Origin of the sequence: Paenibacillus silvestris (assembly GCF_009882985.1) — a bacterium.
Lineage (GTDB): Bacteria > Bacillota > Bacilli > Paenibacillales > NBRC-103111 > Paenibacillus_E > Paenibacillus_E silvestris.
In genome coordinates this window covers 320,303-345,874 of record NZ_WTUZ01000022.1, presented here as the reverse complement: position 1 = coordinate 345,874, position 25,572 = coordinate 320,303, and the positions used below count along the sequence as shown (strand labels likewise).

At 46.0% G+C, this 25,572-nt stretch carries 23 protein-coding genes; 7 read left to right on the top strand and 16 right to left on the bottom strand.

The genetic code is table 11. The features are described 5' to 3' along the window. Positions 1 to 197: 197 nt before the first annotated feature. On the top strand, positions 198 to 911 hold the full coding sequence (locus tag GQF01_RS22080) for a DUF2161 domain-containing phosphodiesterase (RefSeq protein ID WP_161408833.1): 714 nt from the start codon (positions 198 to 200) through the stop codon (positions 909 to 911). A gap of 7 nt (positions 912 to 918) precedes the next feature. Here GQF01_RS22080 and GQF01_RS22075 read toward each other — a convergent pair whose 3' ends face one another. From GQF01_RS22075 to GQF01_RS22055, 5 genes are all read right to left on the bottom strand, one after another. Further along, positions 919 to 1,869, bottom strand: coding sequence for an NAD(P)/FAD-dependent oxidoreductase (locus tag GQF01_RS22075; RefSeq protein ID WP_161408832.1), 951 nt, complete (start codon positions 1,867 to 1,869; stop codon positions 919 to 921). A 69-nt stretch (positions 1,870 to 1,938) separates the two neighbouring features. Beyond that, positions 1,939 to 3,168 carry an MFS transporter gene (locus tag GQF01_RS22070; protein ID WP_161408831.1) on the bottom strand — a complete coding sequence of 410 codons (1,230 nt, stop codon included), beginning with the start codon at positions 3,166 to 3,168 and terminating at the stop codon, positions 1,939 to 1,941. Positions 3,169 to 3,280: 112 nt separating this feature from the next. Then, the gene (locus GQF01_RS22065) at positions 3,281 to 4,600 is read right to left on the bottom strand and encodes an ABC transporter substrate-binding protein (protein ID WP_161408830.1); all 1,320 of its coding nucleotides are present in this window, start codon (positions 4,598 to 4,600) and stop codon (positions 3,281 to 3,283) included. A 168-nt stretch (positions 4,601 to 4,768) separates the two neighbouring features. Continuing rightward, positions 4,769 to 5,605, bottom strand: a complete 837-nt coding sequence (locus tag GQF01_RS22060) for a carbohydrate ABC transporter permease (RefSeq protein WP_161408829.1) — start codon at positions 5,603 to 5,605, stop codon at positions 4,769 to 4,771. Then, positions 5,605 to 6,489: a carbohydrate ABC transporter permease gene (locus GQF01_RS22055; protein WP_161408828.1), complete on the bottom strand. Its 885-nt coding sequence runs from the start codon at positions 6,487 to 6,489 to the stop codon at positions 5,605 to 5,607. The genes GQF01_RS22060 and GQF01_RS22055 overlap by 1 nt, the downstream gene beginning before the upstream one ends. A 158-nt stretch (positions 6,490 to 6,647) precedes the next feature. Here GQF01_RS22055 and GQF01_RS22050 point away from each other — a divergent pair, with 158 nt between their 5' ends. The 4 genes from GQF01_RS22050 to GQF01_RS22035 are packed head-to-tail and all read left to right on the top strand — an operon-like array spanning position 6,648 to position 11,650. Beyond that, a complete protein-coding gene (locus GQF01_RS22050; RefSeq protein WP_161408827.1) occupies positions 6,648 to 8,471 on the top strand; it encodes a cache domain-containing sensor histidine kinase in 1,824 nt (607 codons plus the stop codon). Continuing rightward, positions 8,471 to 10,099 (top strand): response regulator, encoded by a 1,629-nt coding sequence (locus tag GQF01_RS22045; RefSeq protein ID WP_161408826.1) that lies wholly within the window; start codon positions 8,471 to 8,473, stop codon positions 10,097 to 10,099. The genes GQF01_RS22050 and GQF01_RS22045 overlap by 1 nt, the downstream gene beginning before the upstream one ends. Positions 10,100 to 10,151: 52 nt before the next feature. Then, positions 10,152 to 10,583 carry a hypothetical protein gene (locus GQF01_RS22040; protein ID WP_161408825.1) on the top strand — a complete coding sequence of 144 codons (432 nt, stop codon included), beginning with the start codon at positions 10,152 to 10,154 and terminating at the stop codon, positions 10,581 to 10,583. Next, positions 10,583 to 11,650 carry a phosphodiester glycosidase family protein gene (locus GQF01_RS22035; RefSeq protein WP_161408824.1) on the top strand — a complete coding sequence of 356 codons (1,068 nt, stop codon included), beginning with the start codon at positions 10,583 to 10,585 and terminating at the stop codon, positions 11,648 to 11,650. The genes GQF01_RS22040 and GQF01_RS22035 overlap by 1 nt, the downstream gene beginning before the upstream one ends. A gap of 545 nt (positions 11,651 to 12,195) precedes the next feature. Here GQF01_RS22035 and GQF01_RS22030 read toward each other — a convergent pair. After that, positions 12,196 to 12,450: an AbrB/MazE/SpoVT family DNA-binding domain-containing protein gene (locus GQF01_RS22030; RefSeq protein WP_145660039.1), complete on the bottom strand. Its 255-nt coding sequence runs from the start codon at positions 12,448 to 12,450 to the stop codon at positions 12,196 to 12,198. A 183-nt stretch (positions 12,451 to 12,633) separates the two neighbouring features. Continuing rightward, positions 12,634 to 13,098 carry a tRNA (uridine(34)/cytosine(34)/5-carboxymethylaminomethyluridine(34)-2'-O)-methyltransferase TrmL gene (trmL, locus tag GQF01_RS22025; protein WP_161408823.1) on the bottom strand — a complete coding sequence of 155 codons (465 nt, stop codon included), beginning with the start codon at positions 13,096 to 13,098 and terminating at the stop codon, positions 12,634 to 12,636. Positions 13,099 to 13,241: 143 nt separating this feature from the next. On the opposite strand from trmL, the gene GQF01_RS22020 reads away from it, so the two are divergent. After that, complete coding sequence (locus GQF01_RS22020) at positions 13,242 to 13,958, top strand: response regulator transcription factor (protein ID WP_127457576.1); 717 nt, start codon at positions 13,242 to 13,244, stop codon at positions 13,956 to 13,958. Between the two features lie 69 nt (positions 13,959 to 14,027). Here the strand turns inward: GQF01_RS22020 and GQF01_RS22015 are convergent, their stop codons facing one another. The 5 genes from GQF01_RS22015 to serC all read right to left on the bottom strand — a co-directional run bounded on the left by GQF01_RS22015 (position 14,028) and on the right by serC (position 20,490). Further along, a complete protein-coding gene (locus GQF01_RS22015; RefSeq protein ID WP_328803508.1) occupies positions 14,028 to 15,107 on the bottom strand; it encodes a Gfo/Idh/MocA family oxidoreductase in 1,080 nt (359 codons plus the stop codon). A gap of 226 nt (positions 15,108 to 15,333) precedes the next feature. Beyond that, positions 15,334 to 16,320 (bottom strand): class 1b ribonucleoside-diphosphate reductase subunit beta, encoded by a 987-nt coding sequence (nrdF, locus tag GQF01_RS22010; protein WP_235960158.1) that lies wholly within the window; start codon positions 16,318 to 16,320, stop codon positions 15,334 to 15,336. Between the two features lie 22 nt (positions 16,321 to 16,342). Beyond that, complete coding sequence (gene nrdE, locus GQF01_RS22005; protein WP_161408822.1) at positions 16,343 to 18,427, bottom strand: class 1b ribonucleoside-diphosphate reductase subunit alpha; 2,085 nt, start codon at positions 18,425 to 18,427, stop codon at positions 16,343 to 16,345. After that, positions 18,414 to 18,773 carry a class Ib ribonucleoside-diphosphate reductase assembly flavoprotein NrdI gene (gene nrdI / locus GQF01_RS22000; RefSeq protein ID WP_161408821.1) on the bottom strand — a complete coding sequence of 120 codons (360 nt, stop codon included), beginning with the start codon at positions 18,771 to 18,773 and terminating at the stop codon, positions 18,414 to 18,416. The genes nrdE and nrdI overlap by 14 nt, the downstream gene beginning before the upstream one ends. A gap of 628 nt (positions 18,774 to 19,401) precedes the next feature. Next, positions 19,402 to 20,490, bottom strand: a complete 1,089-nt coding sequence (serC, locus tag GQF01_RS21995; RefSeq protein WP_161408820.1) for a 3-phosphoserine/phosphohydroxythreonine transaminase — start codon at positions 20,488 to 20,490, stop codon at positions 19,402 to 19,404. Positions 20,491 to 20,830: 340 nt separating this feature from the next. Here serC and GQF01_RS21990 point away from each other — a divergent pair, with 340 nt between their 5' ends. Beyond that, on the top strand, positions 20,831 to 21,691 hold the full coding sequence (locus tag GQF01_RS21990) for a DUF421 domain-containing protein (RefSeq protein ID WP_161408819.1): 861 nt from the start codon (positions 20,831 to 20,833) through the stop codon (positions 21,689 to 21,691). Positions 21,692 to 21,740: 49 nt separating this feature from the next. Here GQF01_RS21990 and GQF01_RS21985 read toward each other — a convergent pair whose 3' ends face one another. The 4 genes from GQF01_RS21985 to GQF01_RS21970 all read right to left on the bottom strand — a co-directional run bounded on the left by GQF01_RS21985 (position 21,741) and on the right by GQF01_RS21970 (position 25,523). Next, complete coding sequence (locus GQF01_RS21985; RefSeq protein WP_161408818.1) at positions 21,741 to 22,361, bottom strand: NUDIX hydrolase; 621 nt, start codon at positions 22,359 to 22,361, stop codon at positions 21,741 to 21,743. Further along, the gene (locus GQF01_RS21980) at positions 22,358 to 22,879 is read right to left on the bottom strand and encodes a mismatch-specific DNA-glycosylase (protein ID WP_161409893.1); all 522 of its coding nucleotides are present in this window, start codon (positions 22,877 to 22,879) and stop codon (positions 22,358 to 22,360) included. Before GQF01_RS21980 ends, GQF01_RS21985 begins: the two co-directional genes overlap by 4 nt. 80 nt (positions 22,880 to 22,959) lie before the next feature. Beyond that, positions 22,960 to 24,201, bottom strand: a complete 1,242-nt coding sequence (locus GQF01_RS21975; protein ID WP_328803507.1) for a DUF1501 domain-containing protein — start codon at positions 24,199 to 24,201, stop codon at positions 22,960 to 22,962. A gap of 5 nt (positions 24,202 to 24,206) precedes the next feature. After that, positions 24,207 to 25,523 carry a DUF1800 domain-containing protein gene (locus tag GQF01_RS21970; protein ID WP_161408816.1) on the bottom strand — a complete coding sequence of 439 codons (1,317 nt, stop codon included), beginning with the start codon at positions 25,521 to 25,523 and terminating at the stop codon, positions 24,207 to 24,209. Positions 25,524 to 25,572 lie beyond the last annotated feature (49 nt).

The following is a 25,572-nucleotide window of genomic DNA, read 5'->3' as shown; positions in this document are numbered from 1 at the left end:
AACTTCAGCTTCCTCAAATCCCTACTCCATCACTCCAACTTCAGCTTCCTCAAATCCCTACTCCATCACTCAAAAATCATTCCCCGCACGCCACCTTACCAAGATGTACGTACAAGTTCTTCTTCCCCTATTTTAACAAAACCTATGCTATAATGATACACATTGCCTTCATCGCAAGTAGGAGGAGAATATCCATCATGCCCATTCAAACCGAGACGGAGCTGTACGCTCCGGTGAAACAATATTTTGAAGAACGCGGCTATGCCGTTCGCGGAGAAGTGAAACATTGTGACTTAGTCGCTATTCGCGGGGATGAGCCCCCTGTCGTCGTAGAGCTCAAGAAAAGCTTTAACATCCCGCTCCTTGTGCAAGGCATCGATCGCCTTCGTCTGACGGAGCAAGTGTATGTTGCTTTCGAACTGCCTAATAAAGGGAAAGCTCCGCATCGCTTGCAGTGGGAAGATATTCGGCGACTCTGCCGCATGCTCGGACTAGGCGTCTTGACCGTTCAATTCTACAAACGCAAAAAACCCGCAGTCGATCTCGTCTGCGAGCCTACACCTTATATGCTGCGCCACAATAAAAGAGCAGCTTTGCGAGTCGTCAATGAGTTTCATGAACGAAGCGGTGACTACAACGTAGGTGGCAGCTCTCAGCAAAAGCTGATGACCGCTTACCGTGAGAAATCGCTGCATTGCGCTTATTTGATGCGTGAACATGGACCTCTTAGTCCGCGGAAGCTTCGTGACCTGACGAATAACAAAGCCGTCAGCTCCCTGCTTCAGAAAAACTACTACCGCTGGTTCGTTCGCCAAAGTCGCGGCATCTATCACATCACCCCGCTTGGTGAGCAAGCTTTGGCGGACTACGTTCACGTTACCACTGCTTTTTCTCCCGCGGAAGCGCCCTAAGAACACCTTAAGAGCGAACGACCACTTTATTGGCGTTCGCTTCTTCTTTTAACATGAGCAGCACCTTGTTCATCCAAATCGCAGCTTGCGCGCCTTCACCCATCGCAATCGTTACCTGCTCTGCATGGACACCAACATCGCCGGCGGCCCAGAGGAACGGCACGCTTGTCATTTTGGAACGTGCATCTGTCATGATATGCCGATTTTCCAATCGTTCCGCACCTAGCTGGCGGGCTAGATCCGATTTCACTTCATTCCCTCCGAAAGCAATGAAGCCTCGTTCCGCTTCCAGCCGGTTCCCATTAACCGTCACGAGCCCCCCAAAAAGGCCGCTCTCGCTCGCAATTACCTCTTGAATATCATCCGCTATGTAGGTGATCCCTTTTTTCTTGAGTTCTTCCACATGGCTGCCTTTCACGGCGCACAATCCATGGTTCACGTAAGTCAGCTTATCCGTCCGAAGGCTCAGCTTCAGAGCCATGGCTGCCCCGACATCACCCGACCCCATCACAATGGTCGCTTTATTTCTAATTTCATAGCCATCGCAATCTGGACATACATAGATCGTTAATCCCAGACACGGCTTTAACCCTGGAATGTCGGGGATACGATCCATTAATCCTGTCGCTAGCAGCAGCGTCGGTGCTTCGTACCCTTTGCCAGACTTCCCCCATAACTCAAAGCCATCTCCTGGCTTTCCTTTATTTACGGCCTGTACAACTTCATCATGGGCAAAAGCAACCCCAAGCTTCTCGGCCTGCAGCCTCCCCAGCCTCCGAAGTTCTTCACCCGAAACGCCATCTGGCCAACCTAGAAGGTTGTGATAGCTTTTGCACAAGGTCGACCTGCCATAGCCGGCATCAATGACGAGAGCACGATGCTCATATCTCCCAAGCTGAATAGCCGCCTGAAGTCCGGCAATGCCCCCGCCAACAATTATACTGTCATACTGTTCCATAACCTGAAGTCCCTCTTCTCCTATCAGCTATCCCTAGGATAACCCTGTAAGGGCGCTTTCATGCTCCTGCTAACGATTCTTAATAGACCAAACCAAAGTAAATTGCGTGAGAGCAGCGATCATGAGAATCCATGGAATCATCCCGCCTTCCAAATCACTTCCAAATGTAATGAAGCAAAAAATGGAAATCACACGCCCGACATTTAGAAAAAGCTCGCGTACGACAACACTTTCCACTTTCAATTCGCCCTTGAGCGGCAATTTGGCGATAAGCCCGTAATAGTAACCTGTCATCGTATTGCCTTGCAGTGGCGAGAAGACCGAATACAGGATCATAAAACCTACAACAGTCCAAAGCGTGATACTTCCTAATAAAAGCGATACACCCACCAGATAGCCAATCGTGGATATCGCCAGATACATCCGAGATTTGCTGCCCTGAGCATATTTAGAAATAAACATGCCCATGGCTATGCTGAGGCTGGAGTATAGCACGCCTAGATAGCCCACGATATCTTCCCGCGGCATGACTTGAAACAAGAGAATATTCGGAAGAAATAACATTGTGCCTTGAAGCAAGCCCATCCCAAAAAAACCAAGCAACGCTTTTAGCCAATCTCGGTTTTTTTTCATAATGAGCCCAGTCCACTTTAAGTAATAAACTCGATGATGTCCGCTGGAAGCTTTTATTTTCAAAGATATTAAGGCTGCTAGAAGAAACATACAAAAGGCTATACCAAAAACGATCGTATACCCGCTAAGTCCCTCTCTCAAACGGATAATAAACCCGGCAAGCGCTGGTCCTGCCAATGAAGCCAGCGTAAAGAAAATCATATTATAAGCGAGGTATCGAATCCGATTCTGCTCGGTTGATACATCGTACATCAGCGTTAAATAACCCACCCAGTAAAATGCGCCAGCGAGCCCATTGAAAATAGCGAACGCTATGTAATATTCCACTAGAGCTTCTTGCGCGATAATTACACTCAAGTAAAATAAACCGATCAGCATGATGCCTAAGCGGTACGAGACCATTCTGTCTTTCTTTTTGATCATCCAGCCGCCAATCGCGAAACCAATCGGTGTCAGAATGTACACGATGATACTGTAAGTTCCATTTACGGCTACGCTGTGTGTCAAACGCCAGAGATATAAGTTCAGAAACACACCCGACATCGAAGCGCCGAATTGAAAAGTAGAATGAATAATAAGCGAAATGACCGCTTCACGAGTTAATCTTTTCTCTTGCGGCAGCGTGTTGCCCCTGCTTTGTAACCAAGTCCTGATTCTTAAATACATCGTAGCCCCCCGCTTCCCAGTCTTCCTTATTGTAACAGCCCGAAATCCTTCTGTTAAACGGCAAAAAGCCCCAGCATTTGGCGCTGAGGCTCTGTTTCCAACCATTATCGTATTACTTCTTCAGGCTATCCCATGTTTTCTGGAATTCATCAAGCATTTGATCCTTCGTATACTTCTTCGCGACATACCCTTGCATAATATCGCCGAATTTTTTACTGGATGCTTCGCCGCCAGGGAATTTGAACCAGTTCCAGCTCAGTGTTTTACCAGCTTTGCTGTAAGCAATAATGTCTGCTGCTAATGGTCCAAGTACTTTTTCGTCAGCAGGAATGGATTTGAAAGCCGGGATGAACTTGAACTCGTCAGTGATATATTTTTTACCCACATCGGATGTTACCATCCAGTTCAAGAATTTCTTCGCTTCGTCTTTCACAGCGGAGTTTTTGTTAATTACCCAGTTGTTCGGAACACCGACAAACAATTTGTCGTTTGCCGCAGCGTCATCGCTGATCGGCATTGGCAAGAAGCCAACTTTGATATCCGGATTTGTTTTGGAAATTTGGACTTGTGTCCAGTTACCTTGCTGCGTCATAGCCGCTTTGCCTGTTGCAAAATCAGTTACTTGTGTGTTGTAGTCTGTTTGCAGCGGGTTTTTGTTACCATATTTCAATTGAAGATCGAATAATTTTACCCATTGATTAAATTGTTCATTACCTGGAATTTTTGCTGTTCCTTTGTTCAAACCATCAATGAAAGCATTCGGATCTTTCTGATACGCAAAAGGAAGGTTTACGAAGTGGTTACCTAGTACCCACCATTCGCCATATCCGGTTTCAAAAGGTGTAATCCCTGAAGCTTGCAGCTTTTTAGCAGCATCTTCCAGTTGTGTGATTGTTTTTGGCAGCTCAGTAATGCCAGCTTTGGTGAACAGATCTTTGTTGTATTGGAAGCCGTAGCCTTCAAGGTTCAGCGGTTGGCCGTATAGTTTACCATTTTTGGTCATTGGCTCTTTCGCTACGTCTACCAGATCTTTAACCCAAGGTTGATCGGAGAGGTCTTCCAAGTTTTCGATCCATTTATCAAGATCCGAGAAGCCGCCGTTGTTGAAAATGTCCGGTTTGTCGCCGGAGTTGAACTTCGCCAGCAAAGCTGCGCCGTAATCCGCGCCGCCGCCTACCGTATCAATTTGAATTTTCACGTTTGGATTCAGCTTTTGATATTCAGCAACCAATTTACCCAATTGATCCGCGATTTCTACTTTGAATTGGAACATTTTAATCGTTACCGGTTTACCAGCCGCAGCAGGTGTTGCTGATGTTGTTGCCCCAGCTGATGCAGCAGGCGCAGGTGTCTCTTCTTTTTTACCGCAGCCAGCTGCAACCACAGAAAGTGTGAGTAAAGCAGCCATACTGATCATTGTTAATTTTTTCATTGAGGTAATGCCTCCCTTTTTTTGTTTACTCAGCTTACCCTGATGATGACAGGCCATTCATTCCCTCGCCATCAGCTTACATGGTTTATTGTAAACACTTTCTTGAGCCCTTAACACAGAGGATATTGAACATAAAGGTGGAAGATTTTGAACTTCCTAACAAATATGTCACCCTTTTACGGAACCTGCTGTGATTCCTTCAACAATATGCTTCTGCATGGCGAGGAAGAAAATAACGATCGGTAGAACACCTAGTGTCAGACCAGCCAAAGCCAAATCCCATTGCTTCGTATATTGTCCAAAGAAAGAGAACGTCGCTAAAGGTATTGTTCGCAGTTCAGGACTGTTTAACACGAGAGAAGGCAGCAAATAATCGTTCCAAATCCATAAACTGTTCAAAATAACGACCGTCGTAGACATCGGTTTTAACAACGGGAAAACGATACGCCAGAACACCCCATAGGGCGAACAACCGTCCACCGTAGCGGATTCTTCGATTTCGAGCGGAATTGATTTAATAAATCCATGGAACAAGAAAACGTTAAGTGATACACCAAAGCCAAAGTAACAAATAATCAATCCCAACTTGCTGTCCATCAGTCCTACTTGGCTTGCTACACGGACAAGCGGAATCATAATCGATTGAAACGGAATGACCATCGCTGCAACGAAAGCCAAGAAGACAAGATTGTTGAACTTGCTTGGCTTCCGCACCATGCGGTAAGACGCCATAGAACTAATGATGACAAGCCCAATATTACTGAAAACTGTAATGATCAACGAGTTCATGAAAGCACTAGGGAATTTCATGATCGTCCATACTTTTTTGTAATTATCTAAATATAACGTTTGCGGAAGCTTTGCTGTACTAGCAGCGAGCTCCGGGAAGGTTTTGAGTGAGTTGACAATAACAAAGTAGAATGGGACTAGAAATAGCAGAGCGATCAGGATACCCAGCACTTCAAGCGTGAATAGCCGTCCGGAATATTTTTTGACTGTTTCCATTACACTTCAACCTCCTTGCGTTTCGTATACATGACTTGGATGGTCGAAATAATGGCCACTACGATGAAGAACACTAATGCTTTCGCTGTTCCTAAGCCATAGTTGTTATTGCGGAACGCTTCTTGATAAATATTGATCGATACGGATTCTGTAGAGTTGAACGGTCCGCCTTTGGTTAAGGAGAAGTTCAGGTCGAACATTTTGAAGTTCCACGAAATCGTCAGGAACAGACACACTGTGACCGCTGGCATGATGAGCGGAATAATAATGCTTTTGAGCACTTGGAAACGGGTTGCTCCATCAATATAAGCTGCTTCGACCATATCTTTGGGCACATTGGAAAGCGCCGCAATATAGATGATCATTAAGTAGCCTGCACCTTGCCAAATACTTACGATCGCAATCGCCCAGAAGGCCGTAGGCGCGTCGCCAAGCCAAGGCAGTTGGAAAAAGCTCCAATTCGTCAACTCGCCCAGTGTCCCGAAACCTTTGACGAAGATGAACTGCCAGATGAACCCAAGCAGCAGTCCGCCGATGACGTTCGGCATGAAGAAAATGGTACGCAGTACATTTCTGGTTTTCAGCGCTTGTGTGAGCAGCAGAGCCAGAAGGAAGCCGACGAGGTTCGTAAGAATTACGTCTGTTACGGTAATCCGCGTTGTGAACCAGAAGGCGTTGCGGTAATCCTTGTCATCAAAAAGAAGGTGCTTGAAATTGTCCAAGCCGTTAAACTTGACGGTTGTCGTTACACCATTCCACTCTGTAAATGAATAATAAATGCTCATGAGAAAAGGAATCACTACAATGAGCGCGAAAAATAGGAACGCAGGCCCGATAAACACCCATTGCTGTAATAGTCCTGATAACCCCTTGCTCTGTTTCATGGGAATTTCCCCCTTACGATTAGGTAACTATAACCTTTAGTATAAATACCTTTACCCTTCTGAAACACAGATAATCGTGATGCATTAGGTGGAATTTGTTGACCTCTACTGCTACAATATAGGGTGAAAAGTCCACGAAGAAACCGAGTTGATTCGACATGTTTCGTCATAGCATACGCAACAAGCTGATCCTTTTTTTACTGATCGCCACACTCGTTCCATTCATTACCTCCATTGTAGTCTCCTATATATTCACCAAGGAAAAAGTCACCGAAGACACTGTCACCAACAATTCGGCCCTCATCTCCCAAGCGAAATTGAATATATTAAACTATTTAAATGGAGTTGTTCAAGCGTCCACGACGATCTATACAGGTCAGCATTTGTCAGAGCTCGGACAATTATACGAAATTCTGGAGCGTAAGCAGGATATCGACTATATGAGTGATAAAGTGATCAAAAGCGGGCTGCAGGTCATGTCGCATGCCATTAAGGAGTTCAAACAAGTTTACTTGTACGCTTCAGTAAGTGACCGCTCTTTTTTGTCGATTAACGATTTTACAGGAAGCACTACTGGCAAATATACGTCATTACGTCCTTTTCCGGAAGACAAAACGGTTTATTTTGAAACCACTCATTTGAGCCACAGTTACAATATTGCAATTAACGTGTATTCTGCACCAACACCTGTCCTGTCTATGCATCGCAAACTGCTGTACTCACCTAATAACACCTCTATTGGAGAACTTATTATTGATCTTCATTTAGACCTGATATCGGAAATTTCACAGAGCTTGTACACACATGACACCGAAGAACTGTACATACTGGATAATGAAGGCTATATTGTTTTCGGTCCGGATTCTTCCAAATGGGGGCAGCGGCTTGAAGATAGCTGGGGAAATGAAGCCATACACAGCCCACTAGATAGGGGCTCGTATGAATGGAGCAAAGGCCCTTTCGCCGGCATTAATGTTTATGAAAAGATGAAAACGGACTATGTCGACTGGACCATTGTGAAACGTCTTCCTTATGATCAATTAACCAAAAATGCCAAGCAATTAACTTTGATTAACTCGCTTGTTCTGACTTTTTTCATGCTAATCGTCATCGGTGGAACGATCTATATCTCCATTCGATTTACTGAACCGATCAAGCAATTGATCCGATATATCACACGCATTCAAGCTGGTCAGGTTCAACTAGGCCAGGTGCACAAAGATATTGAACTGACACGAACAGATGAAATGGGCATTCTAGCCAATCGTTTCCATGGCCTTATGCAGGATTTGAATCAAATGGTCATGCGCGAATATCGTCTGGAGCTTGCGAACAAGTCCAATCAGCTTATGGCGCTGCAAGCCCAGATTAATCCGCATTTTTTGAATAATGCCCTGCAATCTATCGGTACGCTGGCTCTGCAGCATGATGCGCCCAAAGTATATGCCTTAATCGCTTCCCTTGCCAAAATGATGCATTACAGCATGAATACGAATGAATCCGTCGTCCCTCTGGGCAAAGAGCTTGAACATATCAAAGCTTATCTGGAGCTGCAAAAACAGCGCTTCGAGCATCAATTCCAGATCGTCTATGAGATCGAGGAGGATACCAAAGTCATCTCCGTGCCCAAAATGATCATTCAGCCGCTCGTCGAGAACTATTTCAAACATGGCTTTAACCCAAGTGCGGCCGAAGACGGGCTCTTGCGCATTCAAGCCTCCAAGCATACAGAAGAGGATTATGACTATTTACAACTGGTTGTTGAGGATAATGGAATTGGCGTTACCGAGGAGCGTTTGCGCGAAATTAGAAACAGACTACATGCGCCTTCCACGGGCGATGAGGCTTGTATTGGGCTAAGCAATGTGTTAACTAGGGTGAAATTGTACTTCACCGATGATGCTGCTCTTGACATTGAACATGCTGAACCCCGGGGTTTACGAATCGTCATCCATATCCCGATGAATAAGGGAGCTAACTAATGAAAGTCTTACTTGTCGATGATGAGAAACATGTACGTGACGCCATCCGACTGCTTGTGAACTGGCAGCAGCACGGAATCGATACCATACTTGAAGCGCCGGATGGCGAGTCTGCCACCGCGCTCATTGCACAGCACCATCCCGAAATTATTATGACAGACATGATGATGCCCATTATGAATGGCGTGAAGCTCCTGGAGTGGCTGCATGCGAATGCCCCAGACGCCAAAACAATCGTTATCAGCGGTCATGACGATTTCTCATTACTGCGCCATACCTTGAAGTATGGAGGAACCGACTATATCCTGAAACCTATTGATCCAGGTCAGCTGAATGAAGCGCTCGATAAAGCGATCCAAGCTTGGACCAAGGATGAAGAGCTTCGTCAAACCAATCGCGAGCTGAATATTGAAATGAATACGATTAAACCGATGTATTGGGACAAGCTTCTATCTGGCATCATCGCTGAGCCCTCCACTTATGAGAGTGCCGCTGAGCAGCTAGATAAAGAGCTTCACTTGACCCGGAGCATTAACGAATGCCGGGTTGCCATTTTATCGCTAGATACCATGGAACGCAGCGTGAAAAATAAATTCAGCCAGAACATGGATCTATTATTATTTTCGCTCACTAACATTTGCAATGAATTTCTCACCACGGATGGACGCGGCTACGCTTTCCGCCACTGGCACAGTGAAACAGAAATTGTACTGCTATTATGGAAGGATCTCCTCGGCGCTGAGGCTTTTCTTGAAAAAATTAATGAAGGCATGCGTACTGCCTTGCACACGCGTGTTGATTTTGGGATAGGTCGTTTACATGCCTTCCCTGCTGATGTGACCTTATCTTATCAAGAAGCACGCGATGCACTTCGCAAACGCAACCTCAAAGCCAGGGATACCTGGATTCATAGCATGTTGAACCCTGCCAAGTCTCCTCAACCTGCACTTACCTTCACGCAGTATGAGGAGAAAATGAATCTGGCTATCCGCAGCGGCAGCACCCAGCAAATCGAGGAAGTTATCCAGATGTGGATGGACAATGTCAAGCAAAGCGAGGTCATTACGCTCGAGCAGCTAGATCTTTGGTGGCGGGAATATACCGTCATGAAACGCCGCTGGGTACAGCAGTTCTTCTCCGGCATTAGCGAGGACAAAGTCAAGGAGATGCTCACGGATGATCCAACCAGCGTTATCGTACCGCTTGACGAGCAGGGGATTCTTTCCCTTTCCCAGTGGCAGCAAGAGCTTACTCGGAGTATCGTGCACATGTCCAAGATGCTGCTTGAGAATCAACACAAGGACAAAAATGTTATTTTTGAAATCTCCGAATACCTTCAGAATCACTATCACGAAGATGTGACCCTGCAGGAAATCGCTAGCCGCTTCTTTCTAAGCCGCGAATATATCTCCCGCAAATTTAAACAGGAATTCGAGGTTAACCTTTCGGATTATTTGGGTCAGATCCGCATGAGCAAAGCGAAGGTTCTGCTGCGCAATCCGCATCTTCGGATATCTCAAGTTGCCGAAATGGTCGGTTATCAGGACGAGAAATATTTCAGCAAAGTTTTCAAGAAATTAGAGGGGATTACCCCCAATGAATATCGAAAAACATCGAATTCTATCTAAATTTCTGTATAAATAAGGGAATATGCTATACTAGGAGACAGAGGTGATTATCATGAGCATGCAAATCGAGACAACGACGGCGAATTCCTTCCCTCGGGCTGCAAAAGCCACTAAGGCTGGAAGAAAAACGTACGTTTACTTGTTTCTAGGTTGGGTCATGCTGATCGCAATCGGAGTGGCAGCAGCCATGCTGTATACAGAGCATTTGAGACAACAAATAACAACCGATATCGCACAGCAAACCCAACAGCAATTGCAAGTCGTACAAGAAGATTATCAGAAGCAAGTTACCCAATTGAAAGACAGCGTTTCAACAGACATGAAAGCATTGCAAACCAAAGTAGACTCTTTGAATGAACTGCTCGCCTTCACGAAGGACAGCGCCAACAGCAAGACCGATAACAGCAACCAGCTCTACACGCAGCTTGCTGATGTGAAGAAGAAGCTGGATGAGCTGCAGAAGAACTTGGATGTGTTAAAATAATGACCACGATTCAAGGTGTTAATCGCGTCTTTCTCCTTGCTTGCGCACCGTTTGTGGGCATGTTAATTTGGCTGCTATTCGTTACCGCGAATATTCCCATTCATCCATGGTCAACAGCTGCGCCGACCCCCGTTTCCTTTCAACAAGAAACGAGTACCTTAGACAGCCTGCTGACCAAAGCAACGAATGATGCAGCGCAAACCAAGACCATTATTCAGCAATATTTTGAGCTGTACGAGAAGAGCACAGCAGAAGTAACGGCGGCTCTTCAGAGTGCCACAGCCCAGATAGCGAAGCCTGGCATCATCTATGATGCACGGATTACGGCGAAGCTCGGCAGCCCTATTCGACAAGCTTCATCTGGGAATATCGACTTGAAACTGTTTGCTTTGAATGAAAGTAACTACAAAGGATATGCGCTTAAAGTAAACCTCAAGAGTGATAAAGCCATTAAGCTCGTCTTGGGCAAAGATAAAATGGGCTCCAGCGAGACCACCTTGGAGGCTGCGTCACGCTACGGTGCTATTGCCGGCGTGAATGCCGGAGGCTTCGCCGATGACAGCAAAGGCAAACGCTACCCGCTCGACACGACGGTGATGAACGGCAAATACTTGAACGGCTTCTTCCCGACGAAAAACGATACAACCTTCATCGGTTTGAATAAAGATCGCCAGCTCATTGGCGGCAAGTTCAGCTCCCAGGCTGACCTGGACAAGCTTAATCCGCTGATGGGTTCGACCTTCGTTCCTACGCTCCTCAAGAACGGAGCCAAGACGACCATCCCTTATCAGTGGCAGAGCTCGCCGGCGCGTGCAGCCAGAACCGTGATGGCCGATTACAAAAACGATCAGCTATTGTTTATCGTAACCGATGGTTATGATGAGAGCGGCAACTCGGGAGCCACGCTCGCTGAGCTGCAGGATAAGATGCTGCAGTTGGGTATTGTTGATGCCTATAACCTGGATGGAGGCGGTTCAACTACACTAGTCATGGGAGGCAGCGTCATTAACCGCCCATCCGATGGAAAGCTACGACCGCTGGCTACGAACTTTTTATTTTTCAAATAACCGAAATTATTCACACTTTATTCGTTTCTTTTTTTAGGATGGTTGGGTATAATAATCTTTAACTATCTGCTTTTACGTTCTTTAACCTATAGGGGGTGCAGCAATGTTTGGCTTATCAGCAACATTTTGGCTCGTTAATTCCGTTTTCGTATTATTTCTCGTCGCTATGATGACGGCTTCCTATAACGAGGACAAAACTAAAGGCCTGTAAGTTTCCAAAGACCATCGGAATGTTTCATTCTGGTGGTCTTTTTACGTTGCTCAGCGAAACCCCAAGTCCACCTGAGCAGGGAAGAATGCTCAGAGGGAACTATGGTTCTCTATTTCCTCGAAGAACGGCATTCCAGCCCATCCAAGGGAACTACGATCCTCTATTTAGCCCAGTAGCACTACTCATCCATCATTTCAAAGCAAATAAGACCCTGTAGTTCCGCAAAACTGTGTAATCAGCCCTTTTCTCACATTTAGCGTCCCATAGTTCCCCTAAAACAAGCGCAAACAAAAAAGCACCGCTTTCCAAGAAGGAAAGAGATGCTTTTTCGTCATTATGCTCTTACTTTAAGAGCATTCATTTCAGTTACACAAGTTCCGCATATGTAACGTTCTTTGAATTCACTTACGCTTTCCATACTGCCGCAAAATACACATTTCGGGCGGTATCTTTCCAAAATGATATGATCACCCTGTACCAAAATCTCGACAGGATCTCCTTCATTCATCTGATATCGTTTACGTAACGATTTAGGCAGAACAATACGTCCCAATTGATCGACTTTACGAACGACTCCGGCTGGTTTCATCATAGGACTTCACCTCTCTTCCGCTCTCATTTTCTATGCTCAGCGTTTCGGCTTAGCATATCTATACGGACTGATAGGGAATACTATTCGCCATTGGTCAAGAAACTCCTTCTAATTAAAAGCCGAAATTTCTTTTATTGTCAATTTTGTCGACACAGACCTAAATAATGCCCAACCTTCAACCTAGTCAAGGCCTTCGAAGCCTGTCTGCCGCAATCCCTCATACAGCATAATAGCTGCTGAATTGGATAAATTGAGCGATCGGACGTTATCCGACATCGGAAGTCGAAGCAACGTCTCCGGATGCTGACGCAGAAGTTCTTCCGGGAGACCTTTCGTCTCTTTACCAAATACAAAAAAGTCGCCATCCTGAAATGTAAATTCTGTGTAACGCTTCTTCGCCTTCGTCGTTGCAAAAAAGAAGCGATGCTCTTTATACATCTCCAGCACCTCGTCAAACGAATCGTGATACTCGAGCTTAACGGAGTGCCAATAGTCCAAGCCTGCACGCTTCAGCGTCTTGTCGTCCGTCTGGAAGCCCAGCGGCCTAACCAAATGGAGATGCGTGCCTGTTGCAGCGCATGTCCTAGATATGTTTCCTGTGTTTGCAGGAATTTCGGGTTCTACTAATACAATATGAAAAGCCATCTCTGTCAAATTCACCTCATCTTCTATCCTATTATATGCGCCCAAGGATTGCAATTTTACACAGCGTTAACTTTATCTTAATATGTCGATGATAGAGCTCCCGCATAATAGAGTTATCCTTCTCGATAAAAGGAGTCAACCTAATGCTAAAGAAAAAGATCCTCGTTGTCGATGACGAACCTTCAATCTCCATGCTTATAGAGTTCAACCTGAAGCTCGTGGGCTTCGAAGTATATTGTGTATTCGATGGTGAAGCTGTATTTGATGCGATTCAAACTTTTCGACCTGACCTCATTGTTCTAGACCTTATGCTGCCGAAAATGGACGGCTTTCAAGTATGCCGCAAGCTTAGAAATCAGAATAACCTTGTACCTATTATTATGCTGACTGCCATGCAGGACCTTACCGACAAAATTGCGGGATTAGATAACGGTGCTGACGATTATATGACGAAGCCGTTTTCGCCGCAAGAACTTATTTCCCGTATTCATGCTATTCATCGTCGTATTCAAACCTTGCCGTCCGCGTCAGAGAACACGCCGATTACAATTGGCCAGATCTCGATTAAAGCTGACCAACGAGAAGTTACAATGAACGGCGCACCGATCGAACTTACGCCAAAAGAGTTTGAACTACTGCTATTCTTATGCAAACACCGCGGGAAAGTCCTAAGCAGACAACAGCTGCTTCATGGTGTGTGGGATTATCACTTCCTTGGCGATACCCGAATCGTGGATGTGCATATCTCCCATCTGCGCGACAAAATTGAACAAAATGCTCGTAATCCGGAATATATCATGACGATTCGCAATGTTGGTTACAAGCTGACAGAACCAGTCGTAAAAGAATCACTAGCTTAATGAATGACAAAATCGCCGTCCGCTCAAATCATCAGGGACGGCGATTTTGTCATTCATCCATTTTCCAGCTCATTTCTCTTGCTCCTTCATAGCTTCAATCAGCATTCGGAACAACTGCAAGTCCTCTATGGCATCCTCCGGCGTCGTTTTCGGAGTCATATCGTTAACAACCACATCGTAAAAATATTCAAATTGGCAAGTGTAAGCATCCTTAAAGGTAGGACGAACTACCGTTTCGTTATACGCTTCTTCATTTGTTTCAGTCACCTGCAACGTTGTAGGAAGATGTCGCATGTACGGTGTATTGTACTGGACCTTCAGCGATTTGTCGTTGCCGTATACCTCAATGTGCGCGTCAAACCGACGTATATTGTCTATCCCCGTTTCATAAGTAACATGAAATCCATCATATTCCAGAATTGCACTCATAAATCTGCCGTTATTCCATTGCCGAGCGGAAACAACCCTTTTGGGGAATCCGATCAGTTCCCGCATCGCGGATAAATCATGGCTGCCTAGTCCGCAAAGCAGCCGATAGGCAGAACGCAAGTCCGCAGGGGCTTCGCCGATAGCATCCTTCACCAATTTGGCTGCCCGATCGGCACGGTCTTTTTTGGCATGCTCACTGATATCATCGAAACGGTGGACTTTACTGGACTGGTCGATAAACAAATGATTTCCCCCAATAATGTCGCGAACCCTCACGTAATTGATTGTATCCAGCTTCTTCACTTCTTCAACCATTTGCACAAAGGCCGGGGCGTACCTTCTCATATAGCCTACCATAACCTTCACGCCCATTTCATCGCGAACACGTATGATGTCATCAGCTTCTTGCAAGGTTAAGCACATCGGTTTTTCGATTAACACATGCTTTCTGTTTTTCAGGGCAGCAATCACACAATCCGTATGATATTCATCACTATTACAGATGAGAACGGCATCCAGCTCGGGAAGGCTCACTATTTCAGCCGCATCTACATAACGATTCCGAATGTGATACCTGTCCCCGACAACCTCCAATAACTTAGGGGAAATATCGCAGATAGCGATGATCTCATATTTATCAGAAAGCGCTTCCAATACTGGGAAATGGATAATTTGAGCGACCTCGCCAAGACCGATAATACCTAATTTTATTTTGGACACAGAAATCTCTCCCTTTTTCAAACGACCAGCATTGTTGCCGGTCCGCTCGCAATTGCAGCTACAGACGCAGGTAGTATCTCTCCCCATATTTACGCTGACTAGGACAACTTCATACATGTTTCCGTTTCCAAGATCTAAGATTACAAATTCCAGCTAATTCCCAGCCGCCTCTCCCCCTATCCAACCCAATTAAAAAAGGCGCCCAAAGGCACCCTTTATCAACATATTAAAATACAAAATCATCATCTGTCAAAGCTTCAACGTGAATCGTACGCACATACCCATTCCCTTTTTTAGAGAAAAAGTCATGCTGCTTCGTCTTCGTGCTCAAACCGTTCAGAACAATCGGATTAATTTCCTCTTCGGGGAACAACGGCTCTACCCCTAAATTCATGAACGCTTTGTTCGCGTTGTAACGCAGGAATGCTTTCACGTCATCCGCTAGCCCAAGTGGTCCGTACAGGCTATCTGTATAGCCTTCCTCATTGGCATGAAGCTCTTTCAGCAGCGCAGACAACGTCTCGTAAGCCTCATCTTGCTCAGCAGGGCTAAGCTCTGCATATACTTCCTGAGCCAATACACCAATGTACAGACCATGAATACTCTCGTCACGCAAAATCAAATCAATGATTTCTCCGCTGCTTGTCATTTTACCCTGTCCGGCCAAATAAAGCGGGTAATAGAAGCCGCTGTAGAACAGGTAACTCTCCAGCAGAACCGACGCTGCCATCGCTAAGTACAGCTCTTTCGTCGTCGTGATATTTTCGTAATAGTGAGAAATTTTATTCGCTTTGAACTGCAGATGAGGATTGCGCTCTACCCATGCGAATAGCTCATTGATCTCTTCTGTCGTAGACAGTGTCGTGAAAATAGAGCTGTATGACTTCGCATGAATTTGCTCCATCATGCCCATGAAGCTTAGCACCGCTTTGCGCTGCAGCCCGTCGACGTGCTCAAGAATCTTCGGCATGCCAACGCCGCCTTGCATTGTATCAAGCAGCGTAAGGCCGCCAAGCACCTTCATGTAGAGCTCACGCTCAGCCCCGCTGAGCGTAATCCAGGACATTTTATCGTCAGACAGCGGAATTTCCTCGTCCGTCCAGAACTGCATAATGTTCTGATTCCAGAATGTTATCGTGAAATCATCATCTGGCCGGTTCCAGTTCACCGCTTTTTTGACGATTGGCTGATTAATGGTAGTTGCCATGCTCATCTATGTTTGGTCCCCTTCCCAATTACACCGAACAGCTTACGCATTCCTCAACAGATAGTTGATTGGTTCGTGTGTAGTAGAGCGATTTAAGTCCTTTGTGTGCCGCATATAGATACAATCTAGCAAGTTGTCTCGTAGACACATCACTATTCACATGCAAAATAGTCGAAATGCCTTGATCCACATGCGTTTGAATTTCAGCAATCAGATCGAGAATTTTGAATTGATCCATCTGATAGGCGGATTTATAGTAAAAATAATTGTCGCGTGCCATGAATGGCATCGGGTAATAAGTCGTTGAGTTTGCATATGTACGAGTCTCGATTGGCTCAACAATCGGCATAACGCTCGAAGTCGAGTTTTGGATGTACGAAATACTTTGTGTTGGAGCAACAGCCAGACGATAAGCATGATACAAACCGTGCTTCTGGACTTCTTCTTTCAGCTTGCTCCAATCATCCCGCGATGGGATCTCCATACCTGCAAACAGTTCCTTCACTTTATCCGTAACCGGACGGTAATCTGTCTCTGTATAACGGTTAAAATAAGCGCCATTCGCGTATTCTGACAGCTCAAAGCCTGCAAAAACCTGGCCTTTCGCTTTGGCAATTTCCATGCTTTTCTCGATCGAATAATAGTTCATCGCCATGAAGAATGTGCGGACGAAATCCTTCGCTTCATCACTCTCATAGCTAATTTTGTTCTTGGATAAATAGCCGTGCAGATTCATGACTCCGAGTCCAACGGAATGCAGCTCACGGTTTGCTTTTGCCACACCTGGTGCATTGCTGATCGTCGTCATATCGCTGACTGCTGTCAGAGCTGTCATGCCTTCATGAACCGTTTCACGAAGTTTCTTGTGACCCATCACATTCGCAATATTCATGGAAGCCAAGTTACAGCTGATATCACGCAGAATCACGTCATCTTGACCGTAATCATTGATTTCCGATGTTTCTTGCAATTGGAAGATCTCTGTACAGAGATTAGACATTTTGATCATTCCAATCCCTTTCAGGGCATGATCCTTATTGGCATTCGTTCGATTCATCATATATGGATAACCGGATTCCAGTTGGGTTGTCGCAATTTTGATCAGCATGTCACGCGCGCTCATCACTACTTTTTTCTTCACTTTCGGGTTCGCCAGAAGCTCATCATACATGTCATCAATATCTAAATCATCCAAATGCTTGCCATAGGCTTGTAAAACCGTATAAGGCGCAAAAACGTGAAGAGGTTGGTTCTCTTCTGCCAACTTGTAGAACTTATTCGGTACGATAAGACCGATGGAAAGTGTTTTTAGACGTGATTTCTCATCTGCATTAATTTTCTTGCTATCCAGGAACTCCATAAGATCCCAGCCGAAAATGTTGTAATAAGCTGCGCCAGAACCTTTGCGTTGTCCCATTTGGTCCGCATAGGAGAAGGCATCCTCCATCAGCTTAAGAACAGGCATAATCCCTTTGGCTGCGCGTTCTACCCCTTTGATGGACTCACCGCGCCCACGAAGCTTGGATAAGTTAACGGCTACGCCGCCGCCAATTTTGGAAAGCTGCATGCATGTAGCAAGCACGTAGTTAATCGAGTTGAGCGAGTCATCCATCTCTAGAAGGAAACAAGAGACCATCTCGCCACGACGGCTTTTCCCAGCGTTAAGGAATGTCGGCGTTGCCGGCTGCAAGCGCTGCTCCATCATCGATACAGCAAGTGTGCTTGCCGTCTCCACATTGCCGCGCCCCAAGTAAAGCGCTACAATCGCAACGCGATCGGGGAAATGCTCTAGATACAAGGATTTATCGTCACTGCGCAAGGCATAATCTGTATAAAATTTCGAAGCTGCCATATACGAGGCGAACTCGAATTGATTGTCGTGAGCCACTTGATAAACTTGATTTACTTCCTCTAACGTGTAGTGCTCATATACGTTCTCATAATAGTTGTTATCAATCATATAACGAACTTTTGTCGTTGTATCAGGGAAAGTGAGACTTTTACTATGAACATCCTGCATAAAAACTTCAACAGCTTCTTTATCCTTCTCTAGTTGAAAAAAACCATCCGCTCCGCGTTGCATCAATAAATTATTCAGCTCAATGTGCCGCAATTGCATGTACCCCCTGAACAAATCGTTCTACATCATTTTTGGTGCCGGATAACTCGAACTTCGTTAACACTGGCACATCATACAGCTGTGAGATCGTGTCTGCACTCTTGGCAAACCCGTCTCCCCAGTTACGGTTACCGCTTGCTGCTACTCCGATCATATTCGAGGCGTTCGATTCCAGGAAGGAACTGACCCTCTCAGGAACTTGGCCAAATCCGGTTGTGTAGGTAACGAGCACGAAAGGCTCGTCCACTTTCATCGCTTCCTCGATTTGGATCGCCGGCATTTGAAGTTTGTTAATAAATCGGCGAACATTCCCCGTTTTCGAATCGTAAGCAATCAGCATGGGCTCCGTCTCCTAACATCTCTATCATGGTTTCAAGCATTCTCGCGTCTTGTGTCTAACTTATGTAGATAACCTATATCTAGTTAGTAATATAAATCTTACCGTCCATCCATATCTAGTATTGTCTTCTGTCTACTCGACAAAATTAGCGAATTTCCGCAAGCAGGAAAAGGGCTGAAATTGGCGGTAAATCGGGCTTTTCCCCGGTATTACGCGGTATTTCCGCTGCGAATTCAGGTGATGTCCAATTCGCATTTTCCCACGACATCTAGTTGATAGATTCAAATTTATATCAATATATTGTGTTTGTCAACGTGTATTATCCCACATTTCTGACCCTAAAATAGCCAAACCCAGACAGGACGTGGCTCCAGAGGATTTGAAAAAATATTTTCATTTTAGACTTGAAATTTTCACAAATGTCGAAAGGAACATCGCCCGGAATCTTCTCTTTCACCCTACTAGATCTAGTTCCGCTACCCTCTCAATAAATGCCTCTCAAACCGTCTCAGAGGCCATCTTAAGACATTGTAAAGGATGAACTGACCATTCTATCCCGAGACAAAAAAAAGCCATTCACGCGCACACGAGGGTGCCATGAATAGCTCATGTATGACTTCGTCCGTTATTAACCGTTGCGTTTCTGGAAATCAATCATGAAATCTGCGAGTGCTTTGCAAGATGAATAAGGAACTGCATTGTAAGTAGATGCTCTCAAGCCGCCTACACTGCGATGCCCTTTCAACCCAACAAACCCGTTCTGCTCGGTTTCCTTGATGAATTTCTTCTCCAGCTCTTCATCCTGCAAACGGAACGTGATGTTCATTGCTGAACGACTGCCCTTATCGACAGGACCACGGTAGAAACCACCACTTTGATCAATTGCGCTGTAGATCAAACCTGACTTCTCTAGGTTGTTTTTCTCGATAGCAGCAAGTCCGCCTTGCTCCTGAATCCATTTCAGCACGAGGTTCACCATGTAGATGGAATACACCGGCGGTGTGTTATAGAGGGAATTGTTTTTGCCGTGAATTTCGTAACGCAGCATGGTCGGGATTGTTTTCGGCAGATCTTGCAGAAGATCTTCTTTGACAATGACAACCGTCACGCCTGATGGACCTAGATTTTTTTGGGCACCGGCATAAATCATACCGAATTTCGATACATCCACTGGACGGCTCAAGATATCGCTGGACATGTCCCCGATAAGCGGCACATTGCCTGTGTCCGGGTAGCTTTGGAACTGAGCGCCTTCAATCGTTTCGTTGGACGTCAAGTGCAGGTAAGCAGAATCCGGGTGAATGTTGATTTCGCTAAGATCCGGAATTTTCATGAATTTGCTCTCCTTGGAGCTAGCTGCAATAGCTACTTCTCCAAAAAGGCCTGCTTCCTGTACCGCTTTCTCCGCCCAAGCGCCTGTCAGCACATAGCTGCCCACTTTGCCTGGCTTTAAGAAATTCAAAGGAATCATAGCGAATTGCGTACTTGCTCCGCCTTGCAGGAACTGTACTTGATACCCGTCAGGAATCGCAAAAATTTGCTTCAATAATTGCTGAGTTTCCGTATGTACTTGCTCGTACTCCGCGCTGCGATGCGAAATTTCCATGATCGACATGCCGATACCCTTGAATTCGACAAGTTCCTCTTGCGCTTTCTGCAAAACTTCGAGCGGTAATGCCGCAGGCCCTGCGTTAAAGTTATAGGCCCGATTTCCCATGAATGACCACACCTTTGCTTTTTGTATTATGGCTATGATAGCAATATTCTCCTCATGCATCAAGTAAAACCTTAGTTGGCAATGCTAGATGAAGCAGGAAATCCGAACCCATGTACGCGCCATAAAAAGCTGAATAGGAGTCCACAGTTGCATGCATCCTTCTGCTCATTCGACAAAAGCGCTTTCAACACCGCCCGACACATATCGGCTTTTTTACTTTTAGCTCCGGCGTATAACTTCCATTATTTTCACAAATAATGTAGAAACTTGCCTACTGACATTCAAGCCGCCGCCTAATGCTGCTTCTCATTTCTTTTTTGCAAAGTAAGGAGGAAATCACTTGCCAAATGTGTATGAAGTCATCGTACGCACCTTTTTAGCTGTAATCGTCTTGTTCATCATGACCAAACTGCTCGGAAAAAGACAAGTATCTCAACTATCCCTGTTCGAGTACATCACCGGCATTACCATCGGAAACCTGGCTGGAGCGATATCACTGGACCTCGAATCGAAATGGTACCTTGGCCTGATCTCGTTAACCGTTTGGATTGTGTGTTCTTTAGGCATTGAGCTTTTACAGCTAAAAAGTAAAAAAATGCGCGATTTTATTGACAGTAAAGCGACGATCCTCATTAAGGACGGAAGAGTGCTGGAGGATAATTTAAAAAAAGAACGGCTCACCACGGACGAACTTATGGAACAACTGCGCAAGCGCTCCGTTTTCAAAGTAGCGGACGTTGAATTTGCCATTATGGAGCCCAGCGGTGAGATTAACGTCTTGCTGCATCGTGAAAACCTGCCGCTCACGGCCAAACATTTGGGCATCAAGGTGGCACCGGAGAAAGAGCCGCAAGCGGTCATCATGGACGGTGAGATTATGGATGAAGGGCTAGCTTCCCTTGCATTTAACCGGGGATGGCTAAAAGCGGAGTTGGACAAAGTTGGGGTTACGGTTGAAAATGTGTTTCTGGGGCAAGTCGATTCGTACGGTCAGCTGTATCTTGATTTATTCGATGATAAAATCAATGTTCCCGTACCGCAGGAAAAAGCTACGCTCTTCGCGACCCTGAAACAGTGCGAAGCAGACCTTATGTTGTATGGACTGACGACCAACAATAAACAAGCAAAAGCGATGTACGAGCAATGCTCCCATCAAATGGAGGATATGATCAATCAACTTAAGCCAATATTGACGCGATAAATCTTAATGCTCCCCGCCGTGGCTATACGACTGGGGAGCATTCTTCTTGTTAATCCAGCAGGACCTGCGACGCTGGCCCGTTAGCAAGCTCAAGCATCCGTTTTACCTGCTCAACTGTATTCCGTTCTAACGACAGTGGCGGCAGTTCATTTTCACCAAAAAAGCCGACTTCGGTCGTCTCCAAGCTGACCTCGAGCGCCTCTCCGCCGACCAACTCGCACAAGATAAATATCTTGTATACATAGTTGGGAGCAGGAGGGTGTGAATGGCACTTCTTATCTAGAACCGCCAGCAAGCGCACAGGCTTGACCTCGTAACCCGCTTCCTCGCGTGTTTCTTTGACAGCGACTTCGCTCGGCGTGAAGCCGATATCCGCCCAACCGCCGGGCAAAGCCCAAGCGCCGTCGGCTCTTTCCTTCACAAGCAGCACCTTGTTCTCTTTCAGAACAACCGCCCGAATATCAACCTTCGGTGTCTGGTACCCCGTGTCACTGGCGAATAATTCCGTCACTTTGTCAATCGGGGTGTCCGTGAAATGACTCATCATCTCCACGCTGATCTTGCGCAGCGCCTCGTAGCGCTCCAAATCATAGCCGTTCTCACCATATGTAAGCCCAGCTTGACTAATCGCTTGAATTTCTTTCGCCCAATTCAGCCATGGAATATTCATTCATTACCCAACTCCATCCCGATAAATGTCTTAATTCCGCTATAAATAGCGACCATCTCTTCCAGCTTCATTCGAACTAACCCGCTGGAGGAGGGACATACATACTCAACCACACCAGGTACGACGGGCTCTGGCTGGCTGCCCCATGTCATGCCTCTACGGCCGCTATATTGTTCGTAGACCCCTTTGCCTACAAAACATACAACCCTTGGTCTTATGTTTTGGATCTTCTCCTTGAGAATGATGCGGCCTTCCCTATACTCCTCAGGTGTTATTTCAGCTGCCGTCAGCGAGGGCCTCGCCACAATATTCGTGAATCCATAACCGAGTTCAAGCAGATCCTGATCTTCTTGAGGCTTATACAGCCGAGGCGTTAAGCCCGCTTGAACTAATATGCGGTAAAACCGATTGTTCGGATTCGCATAGTGATGGCCGGTTTCACCCGATCGAATACTTGGGTTATATCCCACGAAAAGGATGTTTAATTGCTCCTTCAAATGATCCGAAATCGGTTTTATTCCCACCGTGCTTAGCCCACCTTCCATGCATCCATCAAATGCTAGAAATCTTCACTCCTTCAAATAGATTACCACTATCCCTATATAAACTTCAACGACTCATAGGGTTTTCCAAGCACAGTCGCAGCATCACCTTTTAACCAACTATCCACCAGAGTGCTGTACACGGAGCGGAAATCAACCTCATATTTCAAATCCCCATTATCCAAATTACTTAGACTCGGGTAAGCGCCATAGAGACCGCCTTTCACTTTCCCGCCAATCACAAACATCGGTGCTGCCGTGCCGTGATCCGTGCCACCGCTCCCATTTTCCTTCACACGACGCCCAAATTCGGAAAACATCATGATGGCAACCCGATCCTGCAGACCTTGCGCTTCCAAATCCTTATAGAAAGCCGTCAGCCCCTGATCAACCTGTGTCAAAACCCTTGCATGCTGCTCCTTTTCATCGGCATGATCATCGAATCCGCCAATTTGGACATTGAATACCCGCGTTCCCGACTTTCCTGCAAGCAGCTTCGCTACGAGTTGAAGATCACTGGCAAAATTCGTTTTCGGGTACTCCACTTTATTGACATAAGCAGCTGTTAACGATTGTATGGCTTCAACACTTTTATAAGCCTCATATCCGCGCCCCGCAACGACTCGCAGCTGTTCCATCTGGTTCTGATCACCATACATGTCCAAAAAAGCTTTGGTTATCCGATTTTTGTCCATCATCGCCGTCTTCGGATCGATCACATGGTACGATTCCAGCGATTGAACAACAGGAAAGCTCATCTTTTCCGAGGCAAAAGCTTTGCTGCCCGCTGCACCAACCTGAACCGCTTTGAGCGGGTTCGTGTTATCGCGCAGCGAAGACTCTACATAGCGGGCTAACCAGCCGCTCCGGCTAATTTTCGCCGGCTCGGCAGTCTGCCAAATTTCCATAGACCGGAAATGGGAATGATCCGGCTCCGGGTAACCAACACCTTGGATGACCGCCATGTTCCCACTCTTGAATAGGGCTGCGAGCCCCGCCAGGCTAGGATGCAAGCCCACTTGATTATCAAGGGCAAGCACGTCCTTTTGCTGATAGGCCAGCGTCGGCCTTGCATCATAATAAACGCCTTGCCCATAAGGAATAAGCGTATTTATACCATCATTGCCTCCGCTAAGCTGCACAACAACCAGCACCGGCTCCTCGACATCGTCACTGACTCCCCCAGCGAATATCGATTTGCCAGTTTCTGTGAACAGAAAGCCGCCGAGGCTTAAAGTAGCAAACATCGCCGTACCCTTCAGCAGAAATTCTCTTCTTGTTAATTTCAATGCTTTCACCTCCCCTATTTCATTTGTGCTTCCGGACTAATTAAGATCAGCTGCAGCAAGCCCCGTAAACCGGCGTTTTTCTGTTTTGTATGTACAATCGTATCTTCCACATAAGCGCTTAAGCCTTTCAACGTCTTATCCGATAATTGCGTGATCCCGAGACGCTGACTCCACAGCTTCACCCATTCCTCTGGCAGCTCCGCTTGCTTCGGCGTTGCATCAGCCGGCATCAACTTCTTATTGTTCATTTGCATGGCAATGGACTCGGCGAATTGATACCTCGCGAGCAGCAAGTTGGTATTCAGCCATGAAGCGCCGCCTCTCCAGCCTGCAACATCAGGCGGAGAAAAGAGCTCCTGGCCCATCTTTCTCATCGCTTGCGCATGCCCTCTAGCAGCAGGCAGCTGCAGCGTTTTGAGAATACCAGCAACATAATCAGCCGGTGTTTTAATGAGGGCTAGCCGTAAATTGGGATGATAGAAATCGTCCGACAAGAACAGCTCATGAAGTACTTCGCCGATGGTCGCCTTCTCTACAATGTGCTTCGCCACTTGCTGTACCCAGCTGTCTGGCGGATTATCTGTCACAAAATATTTGAGCAATTTCAAAGCTAGAAAGGTAGATAACGACTTTTGATGAAAAATAATATCAACGGCCTCGTCGCCGTCCAGATTCCCCTTCTCACCAAGCAGCGTTTTCGGATCATTATCATGCTGTTTGGGATTAAACGCTACTTTATTTTCCTTCTCGCTGTACGTCCAGCCCGTGAAAGCTCTAGCCGCTTCCTTCACATCTGTTTCGGTATAGTGACCAATGCCAAGTGTAAAAAGCTCCATCACTTCACGCGCGTAGTTCTCATTCGGTTTGTTCTTCTTATTGCGATTCACATCCAGCCAAATCATCATAGCCGGATCTTTGCCGGTAGCGAGCACGAGCTCCTTATAGTTGCCTAAAGCATACTTGCGGAACAGCGTATTTTGCTGAACCATCAGTGTGACATTCTTGACCTTGTAATTTGCTGTTGCAAAATGTCCGTGCCAGAACAACGTCATTTTCTCAATTAATGGTGCGTTTGAATTCACCATTCGGTATAACCAGTACATCTGCTGATCGCCAAGCTGCACCGGATCCAGAGCTTTCTTACCCTCTGCGTTAAGTTGATCAAAAGGTGTCAGCGCAGCCGTTTCGGTCAATGCTTCACCTGCGATAAGCCGTCGCACCGTCTCCTCGCGACCCAGCGCCAAACAGGCCTTAACTTCGTCCTCTGCCCCTCCAAATCCGGCACGAAGCAATAAATGAACAACTTCCGCGTTCGTCCAAGTTACACCCATGATTTCCCTCCACGCCTAATTTTCCATACTGTAGCACATAAATGTGTCA